20 protein-coding genes and 1 pseudogene are annotated in these 21,597 nt (G+C 39.1%); 6 read left to right on the plus strand and 15 right to left on the minus strand.

The features are described 5' to 3' along the window. Positions 1-15: 15 nt before the first annotated feature. The 3 genes from JJ692_RS12410 to JJ692_RS12420 all read right to left on the minus strand — a co-directional run bounded on the left by JJ692_RS12410 (position 16) and on the right by JJ692_RS12420 (position 3,813). Positions 16-594, minus strand: a complete 579-nt coding sequence (locus tag JJ692_RS12410; protein WP_041109214.1) for a TetR/AcrR family transcriptional regulator — start codon at positions 592-594, stop codon at positions 16-18. Positions 595-821: 227 nt separating this feature from the next. Next, positions 822-1,532, minus strand: coding sequence for a DUF421 domain-containing protein (locus tag JJ692_RS12415; RefSeq protein ID WP_044335586.1), 711 nt, complete (start codon positions 1,530-1,532; stop codon positions 822-824). A gap of 64 nt (positions 1,533-1,596) precedes the next feature. Continuing rightward, positions 1,597-3,813: an RNA ligase gene (locus JJ692_RS12420; RefSeq protein ID WP_024425120.1), complete on the minus strand. Its 2,217-nt coding sequence runs from the start codon at positions 3,811-3,813 to the stop codon at positions 1,597-1,599. A gap of 110 nt (positions 3,814-3,923) precedes the next feature. Here JJ692_RS12420 and JJ692_RS12425 point away from each other — a divergent pair, with 110 nt between their 5' ends. Next, a complete protein-coding gene (locus tag JJ692_RS12425) occupies positions 3,924-4,115 on the plus strand; it encodes a TIGR00366 family protein (RefSeq protein ID WP_044335590.1) in 192 nt (63 codons plus the stop codon). Positions 4,116-4,127: 12 nt separating this feature from the next. Here the strand turns inward: JJ692_RS12425 and JJ692_RS12430 are convergent, their stop codons facing one another. From JJ692_RS12430 to JJ692_RS12445, 4 genes are all read right to left on the minus strand, one after another. Continuing rightward, on the minus strand, positions 4,128-5,036 hold the full coding sequence (locus tag JJ692_RS12430; RefSeq protein ID WP_103132498.1) for a DMT family transporter: 909 nt from the start codon (positions 5,034-5,036) through the stop codon (positions 4,128-4,130). 154 nt (positions 5,037-5,190) lie between these two features. Then, on the minus strand, positions 5,191-6,042 hold the full coding sequence (locus tag JJ692_RS12435; RefSeq protein ID WP_103132499.1) for an SDR family oxidoreductase: 852 nt from the start codon (positions 6,040-6,042) through the stop codon (positions 5,191-5,193). A 100-nt stretch (positions 6,043-6,142) separates the two neighbouring features. Next, entirely contained in the window at positions 6,143-6,556 is a 414-nt protein-coding gene (locus JJ692_RS12440) for an Rrf2 family transcriptional regulator (protein ID WP_103132500.1), read from the minus strand. A 48-nt stretch (positions 6,557-6,604) separates the two neighbouring features. Continuing rightward, on the minus strand, positions 6,605-7,078 hold the full coding sequence (locus JJ692_RS12445) for a VOC family protein (protein ID WP_052503034.1): 474 nt from the start codon (positions 7,076-7,078) through the stop codon (positions 6,605-6,607). 160 nt (positions 7,079-7,238) lie between these two features. Here JJ692_RS12445 and JJ692_RS12450 point away from each other — a divergent pair, with 160 nt between their 5' ends. Then, positions 7,239-7,682: a DUF2188 domain-containing protein gene (locus JJ692_RS12450; protein ID WP_041109183.1), complete on the plus strand. Its 444-nt coding sequence runs from the start codon at positions 7,239-7,241 to the stop codon at positions 7,680-7,682. A 23-nt stretch (positions 7,683-7,705) separates the two neighbouring features. On the opposite strand, the gene ku is transcribed toward JJ692_RS12450, so the two are convergent. Continuing rightward, positions 7,706-8,554, minus strand: coding sequence for a non-homologous end joining protein Ku (ku, locus tag JJ692_RS12455; RefSeq protein ID WP_024425113.1), 849 nt, complete (start codon positions 8,552-8,554; stop codon positions 7,706-7,708). Positions 8,555-8,669: 115 nt separating this feature from the next. On the opposite strand from ku, the gene JJ692_RS12460 reads away from it, so the two are divergent. Then, positions 8,670-10,502 (plus strand): DNA ligase D, encoded by a 1,833-nt coding sequence (locus JJ692_RS12460; protein WP_103132501.1) that lies wholly within the window; start codon positions 8,670-8,672, stop codon positions 10,500-10,502. A gap of 67 nt (positions 10,503-10,569) precedes the next feature. After that, the gene (locus JJ692_RS12465; RefSeq protein ID WP_133744056.1) at positions 10,570-11,265 is read left to right on the plus strand and encodes a YoaK family protein; all 696 of its coding nucleotides are present in this window, start codon (positions 10,570-10,572) and stop codon (positions 11,263-11,265) included. Between the two features lie 727 nt (positions 11,266-11,992). Here the strand turns inward: JJ692_RS12465 and JJ692_RS12470 are convergent. After that, complete coding sequence (locus JJ692_RS12470) at positions 11,993-13,105, minus strand: response regulator aspartate phosphatase (RefSeq protein ID WP_039178848.1); 1,113 nt, start codon at positions 13,103-13,105, stop codon at positions 11,993-11,995. Positions 13,106-13,648: 543 nt separating this feature from the next. Here JJ692_RS12470 and JJ692_RS12475 point away from each other — a divergent pair. Continuing rightward, entirely contained in the window at positions 13,649-14,020 is a 372-nt protein-coding gene (locus tag JJ692_RS12475; protein WP_206533830.1) for an iron chaperone, read from the plus strand. A gap of 52 nt (positions 14,021-14,072) precedes the next feature. Here JJ692_RS12475 and JJ692_RS12480 read toward each other — a convergent pair whose 3' ends face one another. Continuing rightward, complete coding sequence (locus JJ692_RS12480) at positions 14,073-14,654, minus strand: undecaprenyl-diphosphatase (RefSeq protein ID WP_206533831.1); 582 nt, start codon at positions 14,652-14,654, stop codon at positions 14,073-14,075. 228 nt (positions 14,655-14,882) lie between these two features. On the opposite strand from JJ692_RS12480, the gene JJ692_RS12485 reads away from it, so the two are divergent. Further along, entirely contained in the window at positions 14,883-15,344 is a 462-nt protein-coding gene (locus tag JJ692_RS12485) for a macro domain-containing protein (protein WP_024425107.1), read from the plus strand. Positions 15,345-15,408: 64 nt separating this feature from the next. On the opposite strand, the gene JJ692_RS12490 is transcribed toward JJ692_RS12485, so the two are convergent. The 5 genes and pseudogenes from JJ692_RS12490 to JJ692_RS12510 form a co-directional block, all read right to left on the minus strand. Continuing rightward, positions 15,409-15,885, minus strand: coding sequence for a TIGR01741 family protein (locus tag JJ692_RS12490; RefSeq protein WP_206533832.1), 477 nt, complete (start codon positions 15,883-15,885; stop codon positions 15,409-15,411). Positions 15,886-15,891: 6 nt separating this feature from the next. Next, on the minus strand, positions 15,892-17,817 hold the full coding sequence (locus JJ692_RS12495; RefSeq protein WP_206533833.1) for a T7SS effector LXG polymorphic toxin: 1,926 nt from the start codon (positions 17,815-17,817) through the stop codon (positions 15,892-15,894). Positions 17,818-18,178: 361 nt separating this feature from the next. Next, the gene (locus JJ692_RS12500) at positions 18,179-19,312 is read right to left on the minus strand and encodes a response regulator aspartate phosphatase (protein WP_206533834.1); all 1,134 of its coding nucleotides are present in this window, start codon (positions 19,310-19,312) and stop codon (positions 18,179-18,181) included. A gap of 455 nt (positions 19,313-19,767) precedes the next feature. Beyond that, positions 19,768-20,245 (minus strand): annotated as a pseudogene (locus JJ692_RS12505) (XkdF-like putative serine protease domain-containing protein); the annotation flags it as partial. A 50-nt stretch (positions 20,246-20,295) separates the two neighbouring features. Continuing rightward, positions 20,296-20,943 (minus strand): hypothetical protein, encoded by a 648-nt coding sequence (locus JJ692_RS12510; protein ID WP_087978145.1) that lies wholly within the window; start codon positions 20,941-20,943, stop codon positions 20,296-20,298. Positions 20,944-21,597 lie beyond the last annotated feature (654 nt).

Genomic DNA, 21,597 nt, shown 5'->3' on the forward strand with positions numbered 1-21,597 from the left:
CTCCCTTTATTTCTTTTAAGATGCAACGCTGATGGCACGCCATAAACATTGCTCAATTTCCTCCAAAAATTCAATCGTTGGCTCTATTTCTTCTGCAAGAATTTGTTTATGCAGCTGCACAAAAGCACCAAATACAATAGATAAAATGGTTCTGCCTGAGAGGTTTGGGTGAATCCCATCCTTTTTTCCTTCTTCAAAGATAAGGAATAGCTCATGTAACAAATGCTGCATTTTCTCTTTGCTCGTCTCGTCTAAGTAATGGGACCGTTTATCTATCTCTAAAAAATACAGCCCGCTTGGATTCTCCTTTGTAAATAAAACTAAGCAATAAAATACATGCTTAAAGTACGCCCGAATACTTAACTTTGGATCTGGACTGTTTGTGTTCATTTTTTCGATAAATGCCGAGAGGCTGCGCTGGTACAAAATATTGACGAGTGCCTCCTTGCTGTCGAAATAACGGTAAATGGTGCCCGCTCCGACGTTTGCTCTTTTTGAAATCATCGGCATTGTGGTGCCATCAAAGCCTCGTTCAATAAATAGTTCCAGCGAAGCCTTCATGATCTGTTCTTGTTTATCAGTCACTGCTGGCATTTCATCCCCTCCTTTTAAAACGTAGGAATGAACGTTCATTCCGCTTGTGGTATATTATATTAATATTCTAATTTCATCTATTTATACTTAAACATACTTATTTTACTCCGTCACTACATTTTCTGAAAATAATAATAATTGAGAAATGATACCTAGTCGCATGACATCCAAAGGACTTATAAAGATTGTCAAATGTGTGTCATGCAGGTGTCATCAGCACTACACATTCATTCCTGATCGATTGGAGAATGAATATGGTCGTCATATGTATCAATATATAAGCTGCCATTACTTGAACGGACAGCATAAACAATGTCCTTTAAGGACAGCTGCCTTTTTTTCAGCTCTTCTTCTATCCATTGCTCTGTTAATTGATTTTCTTGTATGTTTTTTTGGATGAGTTTCCCGTCCATGATGACTTCAATCGGCATGTAACGCTCTGCCTCCATGAATAAATGAAGGTCCTTCCGCGTGACTTTTTCAAACGAAGGGTATTTTTTCACTGACATATGCCCATCTGTTTCAATCATTGCAAATTCAACTTCGCTAATATCAAAGATGTCTTTTTCTCTCAGCTGCTGATTTAAATAATCAAGGGTATATCTCATCCCTTTCATATTTCCTTCAAGAATTTTTCCATTTTGTATGACAAGTGTTGGTTTACCCGCCATCAACCCTCTTATCTTCCGGCTTCTTAATGCAAGCAGGGAAATCACATAAATAATCATGACAAGTGACACAAAGGAAATCGTTGTGTGCTGAAGCGGGAGCGTTGTATTAAACGCCAGGTTCGCTGCAATTGAACCTAAGCTGATGGCTGCTATAAAATCAAAAATATTCATTTGCGCAATGGTTTGTTTCCCTAAAAGACGTGCTCCTCCAAATAAAATCGCAAAAGCAAACATCGTCCGAAGAATGACTTCAATATGGTCAGACATGCAAGTATCCACCTTTCAATTGCATCAAAAAAAGCCTTTTCCTTAGAAAAGACTCTTTGTTAGACTATGCATTTATTTCATCATTATTCAATTGGACAGTACCGCTTTGTTCAAATTGTGATCGCAGTTCAATAATTGAGCTATTCCTCACATGATCTGCTTCTTGCTCAAGAAGCCATGTATAAAATCTTGCTTGCTCCGCTGTCTGCAAAGCCTGCATATATTTTTGCGAGGTACGCTTCTCTGCAACGCGCTGCTTCATCCCGCGCATCTGCTTCCAGAATTGATAATAAGGGAGCTTGAGTTTTGTCATAAAGCCTTGATCATCCTCAATGACATACCCCTCTTCTTTAATTGTATTATCATGAGAGACAGCCTGATACCATTTATAAAAAGACGTCCAATCATGGAAAACAGCCACTTCCTGCTTGCAGGATATTCCAAGCTGTTCACTTAATCTTTTCACTTCAGCGAATGGTGCTTTTTCATAGCTTAACTGCCGCTTCACAATATCAAGTAAAATGAGTTGATCTTGTTCATATGTGATAATATGCGGATCTTTTTTTGGCAAAATGACTTCAAACACAAGAGATACATGGTGGTCACGGACATATGATTTAATGTAATCAGCCTGCACGTCACTGAAGGTCTTATTAAATAGCTCTTCGACCCATGAAGCATGCTGATTTTGTTTCACATGTGATGTATAGGATTTGGATGTAAACACCAATTCATCTTCCATTTCATTATACCCAACAGTTCCTAAGTATCCATTTGCTTTATCATATACGGTGACAGGGAATTGAAGATGGTTCACTAAATGCTGCATTCTTGTCTCCGGACGCTCATCAATGTTAAAAAATTTATTGTAGCTTCTAGACACAATCTGCTTAGAAACCATATTGACAAACAAACCTCTTGCTTTCACATTCACATCATCCCACTGCCGTTCACTAAAAGCCTTTTTCGTAAAATTAAAAGATGAAATATGGTGCGGAAGCTTTAATTCCTGTACGTATTCATGCTGATCTAAATGAGCTAAAAAATCATCCAGTGAAATATCTGGCTGAACAGCAGCCGATTGTTTTTTCTCAGACGCTCTGTAGACTGGATTGTCGATTTCATGAGTCTCAATCCCGTCAGGTGTGATTTTCAACACCCGCAGCTGCCCCCCAAATTCAACCTGACCTTCTAGGTTATAAGACCTTTCCGCTGCGTGAATAGGCAGTCTGTATAAATTGCGATGCCCGTGAATTTGGATGATATCCAGCCCAGCCGTATTTTGTACAAATAAGTGATCAATATCATCTGAATATTCTCCTACGCCGTGAATGAGCTGCTGTGTTGAGACATGCAGAAGTTCTTCTGGCAAATGAGCAAGCCCGCCATGTGTAACAAGAAATGTCTGATCATGGTACGTAAAATAAGTAAGCTGATGAAAGGTTCTGACAAACTTTCGTACTTCCTTCAAATCAAAGTTTGCTGCTTCAATTTCAGGCACAGTATGACGATTAAACATATTGCTTCTGACTTTTTCACCATGTGCAAACCGGTATAAATGCTGATCATGATTGCCTTCAATGACGATGACATTCCGGCATTCCCTATGGGCGAGCATCCATTCTAATACTTCTTTGTTTTCTATTCCTCTATCAAGCAAGTCACCTGCAAAGATATAAAGTTCGTTTTCTTTGATGTCTCCTTGCAAATAGGTGGTAAGTGCGGTGTAACAACCGTGAATATCTCCGAAAACATGAATGGCCTCATATTGATCAAAGGATCGAGGCTGATAAGTCATCACTTGCGGATAATCCTCCGGCTGCAAAACAGTCACCCATGATGGGACCTTTTCTGTTTTTAACCGCTCGTTCATTTGATACAAAACAGATTCCCGCACCACTTTGTGAGATTCACGTGAGCGATTTTGCAAAAGAGCTGTTTCAAGGGGGACCTGCGTGAAATCGACGACATACACCCTGTAACGATAAGATGTCGCTAAAGACTTATATTGAGAAATCGATTTACTTGAAATATGTGTCGCATCAATCACAGTAAAGTCTCCGCGCTCCATACGGGCTGTGAGTAGATCGAATAATAAAGACCAAACTTTGTGGTCATGCTTGCTTGAAATGTCTAGTTTCCCATTGACTGATAGCTGCGGCGGCTGAGTTAACAGCCGGATTTGATCCGCTGATAAAGTGTAAGGCTCTAAGCCTTGTTCTTTGATCCATGTTGATTTACCTACGCCTGGGAGACCTCGTAAAAGGACTAAAGTTCTCATATTGGTTCTCCTTTAATGAGTGATATTTTACCTATTATAGATAAATTATGGATAAATCTCAATCTTTTATTGATTATGGTAATATATAGGTAGAAAAGGAGGTTTTACGTATGTCTAATGGAGAGAATGTGGCATTCAACATGGGAGATCTTCTATTTCAAGTGTTCTCTCTTATATTCATTGCCTTTATTGTGACAATCATTGTCATCGCGTTTCGCATGATCAGAAGAAAACGAATGGAATTGAAAAAAATCGAGGCAAGATTAAACAAAGTAATTGAAAAAAACGATTTAAAAGAGTAAAAAATCCGGAAGTTAACCGGATTTTTTTGTTTTCATCACGATACCTTGACGCTGCTGCATCAAAAAGAAAAAGACGCCTAAAAGAACAAGCAGACCGCCAAGCATTTGAAGCAGCGTGACTTTCTCTCCAAGCAGCCATACAGCAAGGATCGTTGCCCCAACAGGTTCACCTAGAATACTCATTGAAATGGTAGTCGCATTAACATAAGTTAATAGCCAATTATTAATGACATGAGACATCGTGGGAATAATGGCGAGCAATAAAAAGATTCCCCACTCTTTACCCGGATAGCCTATAAATGGAGTTTGCTGAAGCAGGTTGAATAAAATTAAAAAAAGACCGGCAAAACCAAATACACAAAAACTATAAATCCAATGAGATATTTTTCTTACAGCCTGTTGGCCTATTAACAAATAACAAACAACAGCGATCACACTCAAAAAGGATAAAAGATCTCCTAAGATGGCTTCCTTGCTATGACCAATATCTCCCCAGCCTATCATGAGGGCACCAACAATCGCTGCACACATCGTCAATAGAGCAGACATCGTCGTTCGTTCACGGAAAATGAGGAATCCGCCTAATAAGGAGACCATTGGCTGAAGGGCGATAATAATGGTAGAGCTTGCCACTGTCGTCAGCTTCAGTGAGCCAAACCATAACACAAAATGGAGTCCTAAAAAGAAGCCTGACATACATAAGAAAAACCAGTCTCTGCGCTTTATCGAGAGAAATTCTTCTTTTCTTGGCAAGATAAACGGCAGCATGAGAGCCGCCGCAAAAATCATTCGATACATACTTAAAATAGCAGCAGGTGCATTTGACCATTTCACAATGATTGCAGAAAACGAAATGGCAATAATTGAAATCACAAGCGGCAGTGCAATTGATTTCGTTTGAGCAGTTGTCTTCATTTCCATTAGCAGCTTCCTTTACATCAGCAGTAGATGAGCAGTTCATCTTGTATGTCGTCATCTTACTATGTCCATTCACCTAGTGGCAAGATGATTTTTTAAAACTGGCGTGAGCTTTTTGGATGGAAAAAACGCCCTTTTCATAGGGCGTTATTGTTGTTTATTCTGAAATCAATTCACGAATTCTCTCTTCAATAGGTGTTAACGGCCGGCCTAGTAATGTTTCGAAATCTTGGCTTTCGACAGCTAAAGCACCATCGCGTATGCCGCTTTGAATGGCTTTGACAAATGGCACTGCTTCTTTTGGTACACCATTTGAAGCTAAAAAGTCTCCAAATGTGTCTACATCTATTTTTTCTACTTTGATTTCTTTTCCACTCACCTTACTAACAATTTGTGCAAGTTCACTATGCGTCCGAAGAGGTCCTGACAGTTCATATATCTCCTGATCATGTACGGGAAGTGTTAACGCATTTGCTGCCGCTTCTGCGTAGTCATTTCTTGTTGCCCAGCCAACCTTTCCTTCGCCAATAGGGCTTAAAAATGGTGCGCCGCTGACTGACGCCAGAATCGTATCTTTTTCGTTTTCAACATACCAGTTGTTTCTTAAAAATACATGAGGAATGCCAGAGGCCAAAATGGCTTCTTCTGTTTTGGCATGGTCATTTGCAAGGACAAGCTGACTCTCTCTTGCATTGACAACACTTGTATAAGCAATAAACCTCACATTTGCTGCTTTCGCCGCTTCAATTGCTGCTTTATGCTGCTCGACGCGGTCACCATCCGCTGTTGAAATGATCAACAGACGATCAATGCCCTTAAATGCTGATGTCAGGGTGTCTGGCTGAGTAAAATCTCCATGGCGTACATCCACCCCTGCATCCTTCAAATGTGCTGCTTTTTGCGGATTTCGAACACTGACTGAAATTTGTTCAGCCGGTACTTTTGTGAGCAAATGCTTGACGACGAGCGATCCAAGTTGTCCCGTTGCGCCTGTTACTAATAATTTCATTTGTTGACCTCCTCATTTTTCGTTCAACGGTGATGTGCATTCGTTATAACCGAAATGGTTACAACAAAGGTGTAAAAAAAGCTCTAAAGTACGAGCTTTTTTATTCCGCCTCTGTTAATAATTGCTGAATTGTCACTTGCTTTAGGTGATTCTCAAGTGCAGCTTGTGCTTCTTTTAGTTCATGACGCAGTCTCGTATCCATCGCTTGACCAATCGGGCATGCGATGACGGGCTGATGAAAGTTAAATAATTCTTCATCCTCGCTTACATCTACAGCACGGTACACATCTAACAGCGTGATGTCCTCAGCCGGTCTTTTTAAATAAGCACCGCCTACTCCGCGGCGAATTTCAATGAGACCCGCCCGTTTGAGCATTGCCATCATTTTTCGAACAATGGCTGGATTTGAATTCACGCTCTCTGCAATAAAATCACCTGTACACTCTTTTTGAACACCTGCAATAAATGACACAATATGAACAGCAATCGGATACCTGCTGCTAATTTGTTTCACAATCTTTCACCACCGTTGTAATCAATATAGTTACAATGAGTGATTTTGTCAATCAATAAACGGATTTTTCTTTCGATCCCAGTCCTCATATGCCATGATATCGTAGTTTTCTTCTGTATCAAGTTCAAGCGGGGCCATGCATTCAAGCAGATTCTCATCTGGGTCAAGAAAATAGATCGCTGCATGAAATTGCGGCGGATTATCGAGAACTAAAGGCTGCTTTTCTTCTGGAAAACCAAACATTGGGTGAATGCTGATCCCTTTTTCTATCAGCCAGGCTTTGATCTGTTCGATGCTGGATGTTTTAATTTGGAAGGCTACATGTCGAGTTGCTACGTGATATGGAATAGTGGACATATCTGCCTTCCATATGCCAAGCCAGCTCTTTCCTTTCTCAATCCATAAAAAGGCTACTCTTTCATTCTCATGAGCAAGCGTCAATCCCAATTTTTCATAAAACGCAATAGATGTCTTCAAGTCACTCACAGGTAAATGTGCTTCATACAGTCCTTTTATCATCATCAAAATCACTCCTTTTCTACCTTCTATTCTGCGGGAATTGATGAGATTCTGCTTCAGCAAAACGATGTATTTTATCTCCAACATTAGTTTGAGAGAACTTGTATGTTTGATCCATTACAGATGGGGGAAGGTGTTCAAATAAAAGAAAGGAGCGGTTCATATGCCTTGGACGATGAACGATTATCCAGCTTCATTTCAATCATTAGACAACGTCATTCGAAAAAAAGCGCTTGAGATTGCCAATAAAATGATTCAGGAAGGCTATGAGGAAAATAGAGCCATTCCCATTGCAATCAGTCAAGCGAAAGAGTGGAAAAAGAACGCAACGGAGAAAGAGGTAGAGAATTTTTCATCTCATGGTTCTGTCAAACCTTCAGAGAGCAGCAGCTCCGCAAGACCAGAGCTCATGGATCATGCGCAGCATGTAGTGAAACACGAGGAAGGCTGGGCGATTCAAACAGAGAAAGCGAAACGAGCAAGTGAGGTCAAAGAAACAAAACAAGAAGCAATTGACCGGGCAAAGGAGATTTCAGCTAATAAAGGAACTTCCGTTGTCATTCACCGAAAAGACGGGACGATTCAGGACGTGTTAAAGCCGCAATAAGACCGCTTGTCAGCGGTCTTGTTTTATGCATTCTTTTCTTTTTTCGCTGGTGTTTTTCTTTTCTTAGGCGCTGCTTTTTTCGCTTTGGCTGGTTTTGATCGGTCGATCGAAGCCTGTAGTGCGGCCATTAAATCTGTCACATTGGCTGCAGGATCTTTTTTGCCTGTCGTTTCTGGCTGAACGGTATGTTCTCCAGATATTTTATCGCCAATTAAATTCATCAGCTGTTCTCTGTATTCATCTTGATATGCTGCTGGATCGAATGTCGTGGTCAGCTGCTCGATTAAAAGGAGTGCTGTATCTAACTCTTTCTTGACAATGTTCTCCTCTTGGGGGATATTCGGCACATCTGATACTTGTCTAATTTCGTCAGGGAAATGAATGGTTTCCATCAGCAAAATATGTTCATAGCACCTTACGATTGCTAATTGCTCCTTTGAGCGGATCATAATTTTTGCGACACCAATTTTCCCCGATTCCTCTAAAGCTTTTCTTAATAATGAATAAGCCTTCGCTCCGCCGGTATCCGGTGATAAGAAGTAACTTCTTTCGTAATAGATTGGATCAATCTCCTCAATCTTTACAAAATCAATGATTTCAACGGCTTTTTCTTCATTTTCTTTTCGCAGCTTTTCCAGTTCTTCATCGTCCAATTCAATAAATTTATTTTTCGCATATTCATACGCCTTCACAATTTGTTCTGGCGCTACTTCTTCACCGCAATTGGCACATACTTTCTTGTAGTTAATGGGCGTGTGACACTCTTTATGCAGCTGTCTTAATTTAATGTCTTTGTTCTCTGTAGCGGTAAACAGCTTGACTGGAATATTGACCAATCCGAAACTAATGCCGCCTTTCCATACTGTATGCATCGCGATTCCTCCGTTCTTTTCTCCTTACTATGTAATGTTTTCATCAGACTTATGTATGTGAATGAAAATTTCATCCCACTCTAAGAACACATGATATAAGGAAGTGACATGCACAATGAAACCTATGCGATTAACACCTGCACATGATATACCTGCCGGTGCAGACTGGGTGTATGAATTAAAATATGATGGCTTTCGGGCTATTCTTGTATGGGAAGAAGACGGGATTCGTTTAGAAAGCAGGACCGGAAAACGGCTAAATAAGCAATTTCCTGAAGTGATGGATCAATGCGAACAATTAAGAGAACAATTTGCTCCTTTTTTACCGCTGACACTTGACGGAGAATTGGTCTTTTTACTGAGTGAACAGCAAAGCGAGTTTGCGAAAGTTCAGCAAAGAGGCAGGCTGAAAAACAAAGAAGCCATCCAAAGACAGGCTGAACGATTTCCATGTCATTTCATTGCATTCGATCTATTAAGCTGCAAAGGGAAACCTCTCGTTGATTCACCGTTGATGGAAAGAAAAAATCAGCTGCAGCAATTATTCCAAGAAGCAAAGCTCCCCTCATCAGTTCAACTTGAGCACCCTTCCCTTTTGCAGGTCATTCATACAGACCCAGACTCTGAATACATGAAAAACGTGATGACAACGTATTTAGCAGAAGGACTAGTAGCGAAAAAAAAGATGAGTAAATGGCATGACAATACTCGTTCAAAAGAATGGCTGAAAATGAAAAACTGGCGGTATGTCTCTGTCATTGTCACCCGTTTTGACAAAGAAAATGGCTATTTTCAAGGTTCCATTTATCAAGATTCGGCTCTCATCGAGGTTGTCCAATTCAAGCATGGTTTTTCTAAAGAAGAAGAACAAACGCTGCGTACACTATTTCAGACAAAAGGCCAGTTAACAGGAGGATCATTATACGAAATCCCTCCTTCTATCGTTGCCAGCATTGCTTGTATATCCTTTGATGGATCGGCGTTAAGAGAGCCGCGTTTTTCTTCCTTTTTACTAGATGCTGATCCAGCAGCATGTACATTTCAGCAAATGCTCAAACAGCTGTATCCGCTCCCTGCTGCTATAGACGTCACCCACCCTGAAAAACCGATTGTCCCGGCTCTTCAACTAAACAAGGCAGATTACTTACTTTATTTAAGACAAGCGGCTCCCTACCTTTTGCCCTTTTTACGTGAAAGGCGTCTTACTTTAATTCGGTATCCGCATGGCACTGGAGACGAATTCTTTTATCAAAAGTCGACACCTGATTATGCGCCGGATTTTGTTTTAACAGATGAAGTTGATGATATTTCTTATACGGTCTGTAATGATCCTCGTACGCTTCTTTGGCTTGGCAACCAGCTGGCGATGGAATTTCATATCCCTTTTGAGACAAGAGATACGGATCGACCGACAGAAATCGTCTTTGATCTAGACCCGCCATCTGTAAATGAGTTTCATCTAGCCATAGAAGCTGCTAAACGAATCAAAGCGCTTTTAGACGGGCTTTTTCTCACAGCCTTTATTAAAACAAGCGGAGGTAAAGGGCTTCAAGTCTATATTCCTTTAAAGAAAAACGCCTTCACATACGAAGAAACAAGACAATTCACCACGTTCATATGCCAATTTTTATGTGAGCAAGCACCGGATCTTTTTACTCTGGAACGTCTTAAGAAAAAACGCGGCAATCGCTTGTATTTAGACTACATTCAGCACGATGCTGGGAAAACAATCATCGCTCCGTATTCTCCAAGAGGAAATGAGCTTGGACTTGTTGCGACACCCCTTGAATGGGACGAACTCTATCATGATGAGCTTCATCCTTCTCTTTTTACGATGCCGGCTGTGATAGAGCGTTTAAAGGAAAAGGGCGATCCGTTCCGCCGCATGAGGCACCTTGTGAATGATGATGCTTTTAGACAAGTCTTACATCAGCTTGCACACATGTGACCATCTCATCAGATGGACATTTGCGGTCATGAAGCGTTACACTTATTCATTAGAGAGAAAGAAAGGGATGACTATTTTGACCGCACATTCATTTCGAAATACAGCTTTGATTTTCTTATGTCTTTCCGCAGGAATTGTGGATGTGATTGGCTATTTAAGCCTTGGGCATGTGTTTACAGCCAATATGACAGGTAATATTGTGCTGCTTGGCATTGCAGCAGGAAGTTCCTTGAAGTTAACAGCCCTTCATTCCATCATTGCTCTAAGTGGGTTCGTTTTAGGGGTTTTACTTGCAGTTGTGGTAGGCGGGAAGCATGAGAAAGCGTTTTGGCCAAAAGCCGTGACACGCATTTTTATCATAGAAGTGATGATTTTGCTTCTATTTGCTCTCATGACCATTTTCCCTTATACACAAGGTGCTTACTTTATGCTGATCATCCTTTTAAGTATGGCCATGGGCATGCAGACAGCAGCCGCTCGTAAATTGAATGTTGCTGGCATTTCCACAACCGTTCTCACAAGTACACTTGCTAACCTATTTGAAGATGCAGCCCAGCGTATATCATACCGGGAAAAAAGAAAGGCTCCTATCCAACATGTAAGCTTGATGCGAATAGGCTCTATTGTCTTCTACTGCCTAGGTGCAGCTATTGCTGCATACACAGATCGTTACGATCCGTTTATCATCATATGGCTGCCGATCATCATTCTAGGCATCATTGTGATAACTGCTGGATTGAAGCACTTTCACCAATTGAAATAGCCTCTCTTTAGATGGCTATTTCAATTATTGTGATCTTACACTAATAACTCCTGACATAAAAACCAGGAGGGCGTCCCATGATGAACGTTGAACCATATGGATATCCAGAAAATGTCCCGAATCCTCCGTACCCGGGAAAACCGCCTAAGCCAGAGAATACACCAGGGCTCAAATAATACCCGCCAAAGCCGATATGGGAACCAACCGGCCCAATATGTGCCCCACCTCCGCTAAAACCGCCTCCATGAAAACCACCATAAACCCGTGGATACATACAATCACCTGCCTTCGAATCAGACCTTATCTCATCATATGCATGACGGATGGGCGGTGCTCCTGCTTTTTCTTTCCTTCTATGTACATTAGACCAATTTGATAAAATTTGAATGAAAAGTCCTGCAAAAAATTAAATTAAGCAAAGAAAAGTGACCTTTTTAACTTGTTGCTCTGCCCTATGTTTATTTAGAATAATGGAGCAGGTAATAAATTTGCACACCCCCTTTGTTGCGAATTCTTCTTATTAAACGTTCTTGCAGCGTTTAATAAGAAGAGCCTATTAAAACACAAAAAACCCTTGCTGACGATCATCAACAAGGGCGAGAGAAAAAGATATTAACCACCAATGATTTTTTCTGCAACTTCGAATGAACCCGCAACGTTTTGCGATAGAACAGTCGCAGCGACCGCTAAACCGACAACGAATAATACTTTTAATCCTGTTTTCATCTTAAATCAACCCCATTCTTTTCATATGTAAATCCGCTTCTAAACTTTTGTTCAAGTAAAAAACAGACTGCTCATAAAGTGCTTGCTTTTCACAATATTTTGCTGCAAATTGTGATAGCTCTTTTACTTCATGATATTCATTCTTTTCTTCTAACTTTCTTAATTTCTCATCAATTTGCTGAAATCTTTGTGGCGCATGCGTTAAGTAAAGATCATGTACGATGCCTATTTTTAGCTGAAACACTTCATGAGAAGCATCTTTTATTCTGGCATATGCAGCCTCTATATATTGGCTTGCACGCTGCTTTTCACCAATCACACAGAGTTCCCGGCTGATCAGATACGTAGAATGGAAAAAGAAATCTGAATCATAATACTCTTGATGGGACAGTGCTTTTTCAAGATGACGTATCGATTCCTTCGGTTTATTCCAAAATGAATATAAAATGGCCACATTGTGATGAAGCTGAGCCAGCATAAAATCATCCTGCTCGCTTGTCAAAACTTCTTCTGCCAGACGATAATTCTCAAGCGCCTCTTCATACCGGCCGATCTCCGTTAGATTCGCTGCTATAAGAGAGTATGAAAGGGCCGTTCTTCTTTCATACTGCTTGTGCCGCTTATAGACGTGCAGCGCTCTGCGGATATAGCTTAATGAGAGCATGATATGACTGAGACGGTAATAAAGCCATGCCACTTTAAAATCGAAATCAGCACGTTCTATCTCACTTGGAATTTTATCTAAGAGCTTTTCAGCACTTTGATACATCTGCAATGCAACCTCATAATTACCTTGATGCTGCTCATACACACCCTCATAAAAATCAAAATAATAGGCAAGACGGTTAGACAGGTCATCTTCTTTTTTTCCATAATGACCCTCTATGCTTTTCGTTGAAACATTGCCCTTTTGCCCTCTTAAATTGTACATCAGAATGTGATGTCTCTTCTCAAGAAGAGAATAGTATATGAGGATATCCGCATCATCAATTTCCTCTACCGCTTGTTTCGCTTTGGCAAATAACCGTTCTGCCTCATCTGCATGATCTTTTTTGATTTCCATGTTCCAGTCATTTAATAGTGATGCCAATTCCGCAACAGGAACTTTGCTCATTCTACACCCCCAATCACCTTCAGCTGCAACACATATTTCACTAAATATGGAACTTCTATTAGCAATTGCTAATTAGTCCATTTGACATCATTTTAATATGAATCACTTGAATCTTCAATAACCGTTTCCATTGAAAGTGCGTTTCTTTCTCCTAGTCAATGATATTTGCGAAAAAATTCCGCCTTTTTTAAAAATAAACATCTTGAGATGAAATGAAAAAAGCGCAATGCCGAAGCCTTTCTAATCTTATGATGGTTCATAGCAGCTTTTCATTTATCCAATTTCTATATATAATATGATCAATCACTTACACGCCTCAGTAGCTCTAGAAGGGAAGAGCGGCGTAAAACAAATTGTAGCTGGCGGGTCGCAAGGCAAGGGTTTCAGAAGCACCGAAAAGCACATGAGCTGAGACAGGTGAAATTCCTGTCGGTGAAATTCCGTAGGGAAGCGTGTTGCCCCTAGCCTATGCTTACGAAAGGAGTGCGGGTTCGAATCCCGTCTGAGGCTTATGAGGTAGATGGATTGGGAGGATAAAATATCATGCATGTGTTTGAAGAATATATCAGCAAAATCGGTAACCCAGAGCTGAAGCAGCGCACTCAAGACATCTTACAATGGGTAGAAGACACATTCCCTCAATTAGAGCCAAGAATTGCTTGGAATCAGCCCATGTTCACAAATCACGGCACATTTATTATTGGGTTTAGCGTGGCAAAACATCACATTTCTGTCGCACCAGAAGCAAAAGGAATTGATCAATTTTCAGCTGACATTGTACAAGCTGGGTACGATCATGGGAAAAATCTGTTTCGCATGAAAGAAAGCTTGTCAGTTGATTATCCTCTCCTAAAAAAAATCATCGAATTTAATATCGAAGACAAAGCGGATTGTTCAACGTTTTGGCGAAAATAAACAGTACCCCGATCTCAGCGTTAGCAGATCGGGGTATTTTGCTGCAACAATATTATTTTGTTCTCTTCCCTACCAATTTTTGTTCAAGCCATTCATAACATGACAAAAGGGCATCAACGCTCTTTTGGCATATCGGCAAATATACAACGGCGACGGCTGTTAAACACGCTATAGCAGCTCCTGCTAAGACATCAAATGGATAATGAACACCTACCCAAATCCTTGAAAAACCAACAGTACACGCAATGATCAGCCAATAAAAATGGCGTTTATGAAACAGCCAAAAGATCACACAAATCGAAAAAATAAAGATGGTATGATCACTCGGAAACGAGTTATTCACTTCCTTTTGAATCAAAAGATTGACGTGGCTCATTTCTGCAAAGGGCTGCTGATTAAAATAAAACACCCCAGCGATTTTCCCAAGTAACTCGGCGAGTACGAAGGTCAGTCCGGCAGAAACGACCATCGCCCTATTGTACCTGCTGCGATTTTGAAACCATACGAACAGACACACGAGCGCTGCCAGCAGCACTGTATATTCAGCTAGTCCAATAAATATTGGATTCAAGTAACCATAATCGATACTGAGCTCATTCACCCGCCTAAATAAATCTTCATTAAGTCCCCGCATCTCATTTCATCCCTTTTTACTTGATTTACGATAAGGATAATTGAAATGAGATGTCTGCCTCCATCGATCGAACGAACAAACCATGGAATCATATGACATGTTTGTCACTTTGCTGTCACCTGAACATCGTGTACTAACTAAAAACTCATCAAAGGCTATTAAATCACAGGAACAAAACTGTTATAATAGAACATAAGTTTGCATTTTATCAAAAAGGGGTTACTGCATATGATCAAAACGGTAGACGGCAATATATTAGAGGCAAGCGAAGACATCATTTGTCACCAAGTGAACTGTAAAGGAGTCATGGGAGCTGGATTAGCAAAACAGATCAAAAGCAAATATCCGAATGTGTTCAAAGATTATAAACAGTTATGTACAGAACAAGGAGATGACTTGTTAAGCTCCGTTCAACTCATCACAACAAAAGACGGAAAAACAATTGCCAACTTATTTGCCCAAGCTGGATACGGAAGAACAAGAAAGCAAACAGACTACGATGCCTTACGCAGCTGCTTTCAACATCTAAAGGATACAGTGACACAATCACCTGAAGAGAAAAAACAAACGTCCATCGCCATTCCATACGGGATCGGCTGCGGATTGGCTGGCGGCGATTGGACGATTGTGGAAGAGATGATTGAAGAGGTGCTGGGTGATTGTGAGGTGACGGTTTATCGGTTTAGATAATGGAAATGAGGTTTTATGAAACATATATGAGAAATACCCTCCTTAAATTGGAGGGTATTGTGCGTTAGTTATCTTCTTTATTTTTTAAATAATTTAATACGGCTTCTTTATCTTCTTCATCGTCGGGTAAAAATCCGAACGTTTCATATTCCCAAACTGCGATTCTTTGCACATTGTCTATGCCTAATGAATAAACATCATCATATCCATACTCAATAGAGAATTTCTCTTTATAATCTAATTGTAGGGTAGCTGTTGTCCAAGCACCTAAATCATTTTGTATATATGCCTTTTTCAATGCTTCAAAAATTTCACTAAGTTCGTATAATAAGTGGATGTATGTTGACTTACTTACACTATATTTATGAGGAATTTGATGTCCATTAACATATTCATTTCCATTTTGTTCTTTAAAATAAAACACTATCTCAGCCGAATCATCAAGTATTTCTGCATACATCCAAACTTTATCCCAATCACATGGTATTAATTCATTAATTGATTCTGCTATTTTTTTATAATTTATTTCTAATTCTTCCATTGGGTTTTAACCTCCAGGTTGATTCTTAATAAATACTTGAGAATAACGTTCTCCAATTTTATACTCCACAGAGAAACTAACAGGTCGTAATGAATCTCCCTTATAGATAGGTTCAATGCTCACTGCTACTTGTTTAGGTGGATTTGAATTCAAGGCTTTCAACCACCGTTGCTCCATGGTGTACCATTTCCCGCCGCTTCGATTAATCTGTGAATTCATTGGAAGTAGGTTATCAATATCGCCTGATCCTTTAAAAATAGACGCAATTAAATGACCTCCATCATCATCTAATAATCGATCCGGCTTTCCTGAATTGGATTGGGCATATTGGTTTCTTTTAACCTCTCCGTATTTTAAATCACTTGCTTCGACTTTGACAATACGTCCGTAGTGGTCGGTTGTGTAGGTGTAGCCTTGCTTTGTTGAATAAACAACATTTGGTTTTAATACTTTTTTACGTTTCCATCTCACATAATGATCTCCGTAACTGACAACAGTCGGTGGTGATTTTGGTGCCGGTAATCGTCTGCCTGTTTTAGAGATACCGTATCCTGAATTGTTATCTAGGCGTTTTGCCATAGAGAGGAGTTTATTTTTGAGATTTTCTCCGTCAAACACGTTATACGGCAGCTTCGGGCCGCCAGCCATTTGAAACTTTGGTGAGTATGGCAATAGATTCGGAATAGAAACTCTGTCTAATGATTTTGCTCCTTGCTCAAGGCCTTTCTTCACCGTCGTTTTGGCTGCTGTTGTCCCCGTTTTTGTAATGGCACCTGCCCCTTTAGAACCAAAGACGATTTCTGCTAGAGAACCAGTTGCATAGGCGAACCAGTGAGATCGAGAATATGCATCACCATCGATGACTTCTTTTTGGAATGAGTCTGAAATTGACTTTCCAATCGCTTTCGATGTTTCAATTGGATGTGAAACTGCCGTTACGACCGATTCAACGGCACCTCCAGGATCTGTCACAAGATCATAGATGCCAACTACTGTATCTTTGGCCACATCATATAGACCAACTGCTGCTCCTTTTACAACATCAATAAACCCCTCTGATGCTTCTTCCTGCGCTTTGATCTGGAGAAGCTGGCTGTAATACATTTTTTGATCGTAAGAAAGATTCTCATATCCAATTTCGTCTACAATCTCAAAGTATTTTTCCTCTGATATACACGAAGGATCGTTGAGCTTTTCCTTCAATTCTTTGATTCTTCGTTTCTCTTTTTCTTCTTTTTTCACCTTTAAATATGCTTTCACCTGTGCATCGATTTTATCATGATTCTTGTACACATCTGTCTCATGAAATGCTTTTGAATCGTAATACATGGGCTGCGCATTTTTCCCTTTTCCTGTAGCAGCCATCATTTTTGCATAAAAGGTTGCAAGATGTTTCTCAATCGCTTCTGATTTTGCGTATTCTGTTTTTAGGGCATGATCTAATTTATGTACAGCATCAATTGCCTCTTTCCTTTTTTTATTCGCATCGTCTAAATGTTCATTGACCTCTTTACTTGAAAATACATTCAGTTCTATGAGATCACTGATGTCATCAAAAATAGTGGATAGGGCTTCTTTTTGTTCCTTGACCATATCTTTATTATTCTGAATGCCTTGTTTCAGTTGAGCGTCTAAGAAATGCTCATCAATAAATGTACTCCCGCCTAACGATTCATCATCAAGCTTTCCTTTTACCCCATCTAAAAAAGCTTTTTGCATATCAATAAAATCAAGATAAGTGTCTGTGTAAAGCGCAAGATCCTCATAAAAGGCTTTGATATTGTCTGCACCTTTTCCAGTAAATTCATCACCTAATCCCGACACACTTTTTAATGCTATTTTCACATGCTGCATTTCGTCTCGAAGCTCCTGATAGACTTTTGATCTTTGTTCGACAGCTGATAGTAAAGATGGAGCATCTAATATTTTCATATAAAAAAGACTCCTTTTATGGCGTATTCTTTTACTAGAATACCATAAGGAGTCTGACACTTTAATCCACTTTATCGTTTTTTAACCAATTACAACTTTAGGGAAAACATTTTTGTATTTCCTTGAATCATTCGATAGAGCAACGGGGAAAAGAAAAAGGATTGTAGATTAAGGATTTTAAAACGATGAAAATAAATGTTCAAATAAAAAAGAAGCCCCGAAAAGGGCTTTTTTCTAATGGAATTTATCATAACCGATACTTGATGTGTGTCCTCTGATAGCTTCTTCGTGGTTTTGTGAAAAAGCGAAATAACCCAGCGTGCTCAAAGTGCCAATAATGATGAGGGTTGCTACTACTGACTTAAATTTCATAAAGGCAATCGCTCCTTTTAATTAATTGTTGGAAGTAAAGAACCTTCTCATAGAAGTTCGACGCCTTGTCTCTATCTCCTACTGTTTTATACCTTCTAGCTGCATCTTTCGATAATTCTTCAAGAATTGCATACATACCTCTTTCGGTTAAATACTCGGTATCACTCAAGACATTATCATAATCATCTTTGACATAAAGCGCCTTATAAAATGTGAACACTTTAAGCATCACGTCATCATTTAATTTTTCAGCCAATTCTATGCCCTGGTTAAGAGCATATAACCCTAAATCGTTTTCCTTTTCATGAAAATACGACCGTACAAGCACACTTAAAGGATCGAGTATTCTGTTAAAATGCTCATATCCTCGCTCTTTAAAAGCATTGATTGAATCATTTAAATATTTTATTGAAGCAACAATTTCATCATTGTGGAAATAACTTAAAGCCAAATTATACAGCGCTGATCCTACTAATCTTTTGGTGTCGCTTTCCGTTGCTTTTTCTAGTGCATGTTCAAAATGAGGCTTTGCTTTTTCGGGGCAACCCATATCAATATAATTTAATCCAATGACAAAGGAACATTGTATCTGTCTAACAGTATAAGTTTCTTTTTCTCGATAACATTCTATTGCTTGGGCTATATGGTGCATGGACATGTGGTTTTGTTTCATGTGGTAATAGATTTCAGCCATCTTGTAATTGAACTCGGCACGTTCAATATCATCGCTTACAAGAGATAACTTTTTTTCTGCTCGTTTATAGAAGGTAATGGCGTTGAGGTATTCATAGTTTTCAAACTCATACATACCGTAGAAAAAATTAAAATAATAATCAAGTAAGCCTGTTAATTTCTCTTGATCCCTTTTGATCTTCATTGCTAATTCTCTAAAGTTGGCACGCTCTTTTCCATTTTCCAATGGATTCAAATAATCCAACATTAATTTATGTCGGAATTCCATGAGAGAGAAATATAATAATAAATCCTGGTTTTCCTCCATATCATCGAGCAAAGATTTTATTTCTTCTTTATATGCTTCGGCGTCCGGCACGTTAAATCTTTGAATATGGTAATACCATTCATTGATTTTCAACCCGACATGAGAAGAAAGTACTTTCTCCATAAGACCCTACCCCTTCCTTGCTATTCCCTATAATGACATATATTATCATTTTAAGAATCTTTCGACACCGAAAAGAAACCGCAAAATTTAGGGTGTTTTGATATAGTAAAGCCTTATTCGGGAGCAATTTTGACTAGCTAATATAAAAAAAGAGCCGAATTAATATGAACGGATCTTTTTAAAGTCATCACTATTAGATGTTTTGGTGTTCTTTCTTTTAATAAAGAAAACGACTGCTGTGATAATGACTACAGATATCACAACAAAATAGACCAGCTCCAATAATCGTATTCCAAGGCATATTTACTATCTCCTTTCATTAAGGATTAATGCCATCTAGTCCAAGTTTTAGAAGTTACATGATAGGCATTTCCTGACTATCTTTTCACAGCTGCCATCAACACCGTTGTTTTTTTCTTCTTTATCCAGGTAGTAGTAAACCGCCGCTAGAGCTCACGCTGTTGCTTACCTATATCCGCTGTTCCGGCCATTGAGTAGTCGGTGATCTCTCCCTTTTGAATCTGTTCCCAGATTTCATCAGGTGCTTTTGTCACAAGGACCCACGACCTTTCTCGATAACTTCACCGCCCATTTTTCAAAATCAGAGAGAGCAATGTACGATTCAACTACTTCCCCGACACCGCCTTGGAAATCATGCTGCTTGTCGATCTCAAGTGCATCCTTCTGGAACCCATAAGCGGCTTTTTCGATCTCCGCCGGCGTCATGTAATCTCCATGTGCATCCGCTACGTTTGGTTCATATACAATTCCATACACAAGACACTGTGCATCATCAGCCTTCGCAATGACCTTGATCTCTTTTTGAAAGTCTGGCTTTTTTTCTGATTTCATAAAAAAGAACTGCTTTTAATTAGCAGCCTTGTCTACATAAGAAACGTGTGTGATCTTTGCATTTATCAATTCGCGTGGCAATTCATTCACCTCCTTTCAAAAGAAAAAAGACCTTCTTTAGAAGAAGATCTTTAATCAAAATTTATGCTTTGGAGACCCTTAATTATTTTCTTTGTTAAATCGTTATATTTTTTTGATTCTATATAAGATATATTTTTTGCTTCTTGATAATTATGAACCGCTACATTTCTTAAGCGTGCCAAATCTCTAAAAGCATCAAAATAGCTTCTTTCCAAATAATTGTTTTCCACAAGATAACCCATTTTAGCAATAGGGGGCTGGCGCATTAGGTGGTCAACTTCTAATTTATTTAAAACAGAATTCAATTCATCTTCAACTAAAAGCCAGGACATAACTACTGCTAAATAAGGAGCTTCCTTAGCTATCTTATTGATTTTAGGATTTGAATTATTATCACCCACAGTAATAGAAGCGCCAAGATCATCACTTGAATTTTTAGAAGGGGACTCCTTATTTGTTGGAAAATCCTCAGCATCATAATTGCTAATTTCAGATTCTTCTAACTCTGACTCGACTTTTTGAAGGCCTTGACTAAATACCGCTTCAAAATCTTTATATTTAAGTGAAGCGAGCTTCCACTCAGCTATCTTCTCAATTAATTGAGTAACAGGCTTTCTCAAACAATAAACTGCTATTAAAACGATAATAGGCCAGGATAAAGATTTAATTATTGACGACCAAAACTCCAACCAATCCATAACTTCCCTCATTTCATAAAAGTAATGAGGATATTATACTATTTCATTCCATGTTTGTAAGTGCTTATCTCTTCTAAAAAATATTCTAAATTCCTATACTAATCCCATCGCAGTAAAATATTATTACTTTACTCTCAGTGGTTTTATCATTGCTTATATTTAGAGCTAGGTTTTGCCAATGTCTCTTGCCTTTTATGTTCATCAGTTATTTGAGATATTAGAAAGTTGCTAAAATAAAAAATGATGTGTGTTAACAATGTTATTATGAAACTCAGTTAAAGAGTTTATAGAATTAGTATGCATTTTCAAGTAAATAGCTCCAATAAAATTTGAGAAATTCCTGCCAGTGCACCAGTTGCAGCTTCCACTATTATTTTGTTTTGTGGATCACCCAACATATTTCCTGATATCAGATACAGTGTTATCCCTATAAATACAAAAACCTAGGTAATGCAACTGATCCCAACCCAAAACACAAAAGAATTTTGCATAGATTAAGGTCATAATATCTTTTAATTGTAAATCATGTTGTTTGAATAGAGTCTCACTTCTATTTTTTTAAAGAATCCTCACTTTGCAGCAAGTCAATTTCCTTTCAATATCAGATATCATTGTGGTTAGTCGTTGGTTTGGAGTGATATATGGCATTACAAT

Source organism: Bacillus sp. 3a, assembly GCF_017161885.1.
Lineage (GTDB): Bacteria > Bacillota > Bacilli > Bacillales > Bacillaceae > Bacillus > Bacillus safensis.

Excerpts from the sequence above, each read along its gene's own strand:
- JJ692_RS12430 (WP_103132498.1), bottom strand. The coding sequence starts at position 5,036 with ATGGAAATGAAGACAACTGCTCAAACGAAATCAATTGCACTGCCGCTT.
- JJ692_RS12450 (WP_041109183.1), top strand. The coding sequence starts at position 7,239 with ATGCCTTGGACGATGAACGATTATCCAGCTTCATTTCAATCATTAGAC.
- JJ692_RS12415 (WP_044335586.1), bottom strand. The coding sequence starts at position 1,532 with ATGTCTGACCATATTGAAGTCATTCTTCGGACGATGTTTGCTTTTGCG.
- JJ692_RS12460 (WP_103132501.1), top strand. The coding sequence starts at position 8,670 with ATGAAACCTATGCGATTAACACCTGCACATGATATACCTGCCGGTGCA.
- JJ692_RS12425 (WP_044335590.1), top strand. The coding sequence starts at position 3,924 with ATGTCTAATGGAGAGAATGTGGCATTCAACATGGGAGATCTTCTATTT.
- JJ692_RS12445 (WP_052503034.1), bottom strand. The coding sequence starts at position 7,078 with ATGATGATAAAAGGACTGTATGAAGCACATTTACCTGTGAGTGACTTG.
- JJ692_RS12470 (WP_039178848.1), bottom strand. The coding sequence starts at position 13,105 with ATGAGCAAAGTTCCTGTTGCGGAATTGGCATCACTATTAAATGACTGG.
- JJ692_RS12510 (WP_087978145.1), bottom strand. The coding sequence starts at position 20,943 with ATGGATTGGTTGGAGTTTTGGTCGTCAATAATTAAATCTTTATCCTGG.
- JJ692_RS12490 (WP_206533832.1), bottom strand. The coding sequence starts at position 15,885 with ATGGAAGAATTAGAAATAAATTATAAAAAAATAGCAGAATCAATTAAT.
- JJ692_RS12465 (WP_133744056.1), top strand. The coding sequence starts at position 10,570 with ATGACTATTTTGACCGCACATTCATTTCGAAATACAGCTTTGATTTTC.
- JJ692_RS12500 (WP_206533834.1), bottom strand. The coding sequence starts at position 19,312 with ATGGAGAAAGTACTTTCTTCTCATGTCGGGTTGAAAATCAATGAATGG.
- JJ692_RS12410 (WP_041109214.1), bottom strand. The coding sequence starts at position 594 with ATGCCAGCAGTGACTGATAAACAAGAACAGATCATGAAGGCTTCGCTG.
- JJ692_RS12495 (WP_206533833.1), bottom strand. The coding sequence starts at position 17,817 with ATGAAAATATTAGATGCTCCATCTTTACTATCAGCTGTCGAACAAAGA.
- JJ692_RS12480 (WP_206533831.1), bottom strand. The coding sequence starts at position 14,654 with ATGCGGGGACTTAATGAAGATTTATTTAGGCGGGTGAATGAGCTCAGT.
- ku (WP_024425113.1), bottom strand. The coding sequence starts at position 8,554 with ATGCATACAGTATGGAAAGGCGGCATTAGTTTCGGATTGGTCAATATT.
- JJ692_RS12475 (WP_206533830.1), top strand. The coding sequence starts at position 13,649 with ATGCATGTGTTTGAAGAATATATCAGCAAAATCGGTAACCCAGAGCTG.
- JJ692_RS12420 (WP_024425120.1), bottom strand. The coding sequence starts at position 3,813 with ATGAGAACTTTAGTCCTTTTACGAGGTCTCCCAGGCGTAGGTAAATCA.
- JJ692_RS12485 (WP_024425107.1), top strand. The coding sequence starts at position 14,883 with ATGATCAAAACGGTAGACGGCAATATATTAGAGGCAAGCGAAGACATC.
- JJ692_RS12435 (WP_103132499.1), bottom strand. The coding sequence starts at position 6,042 with ATGAAATTATTAGTAACAGGCGCAACGGGACAACTTGGATCGCTCGTC.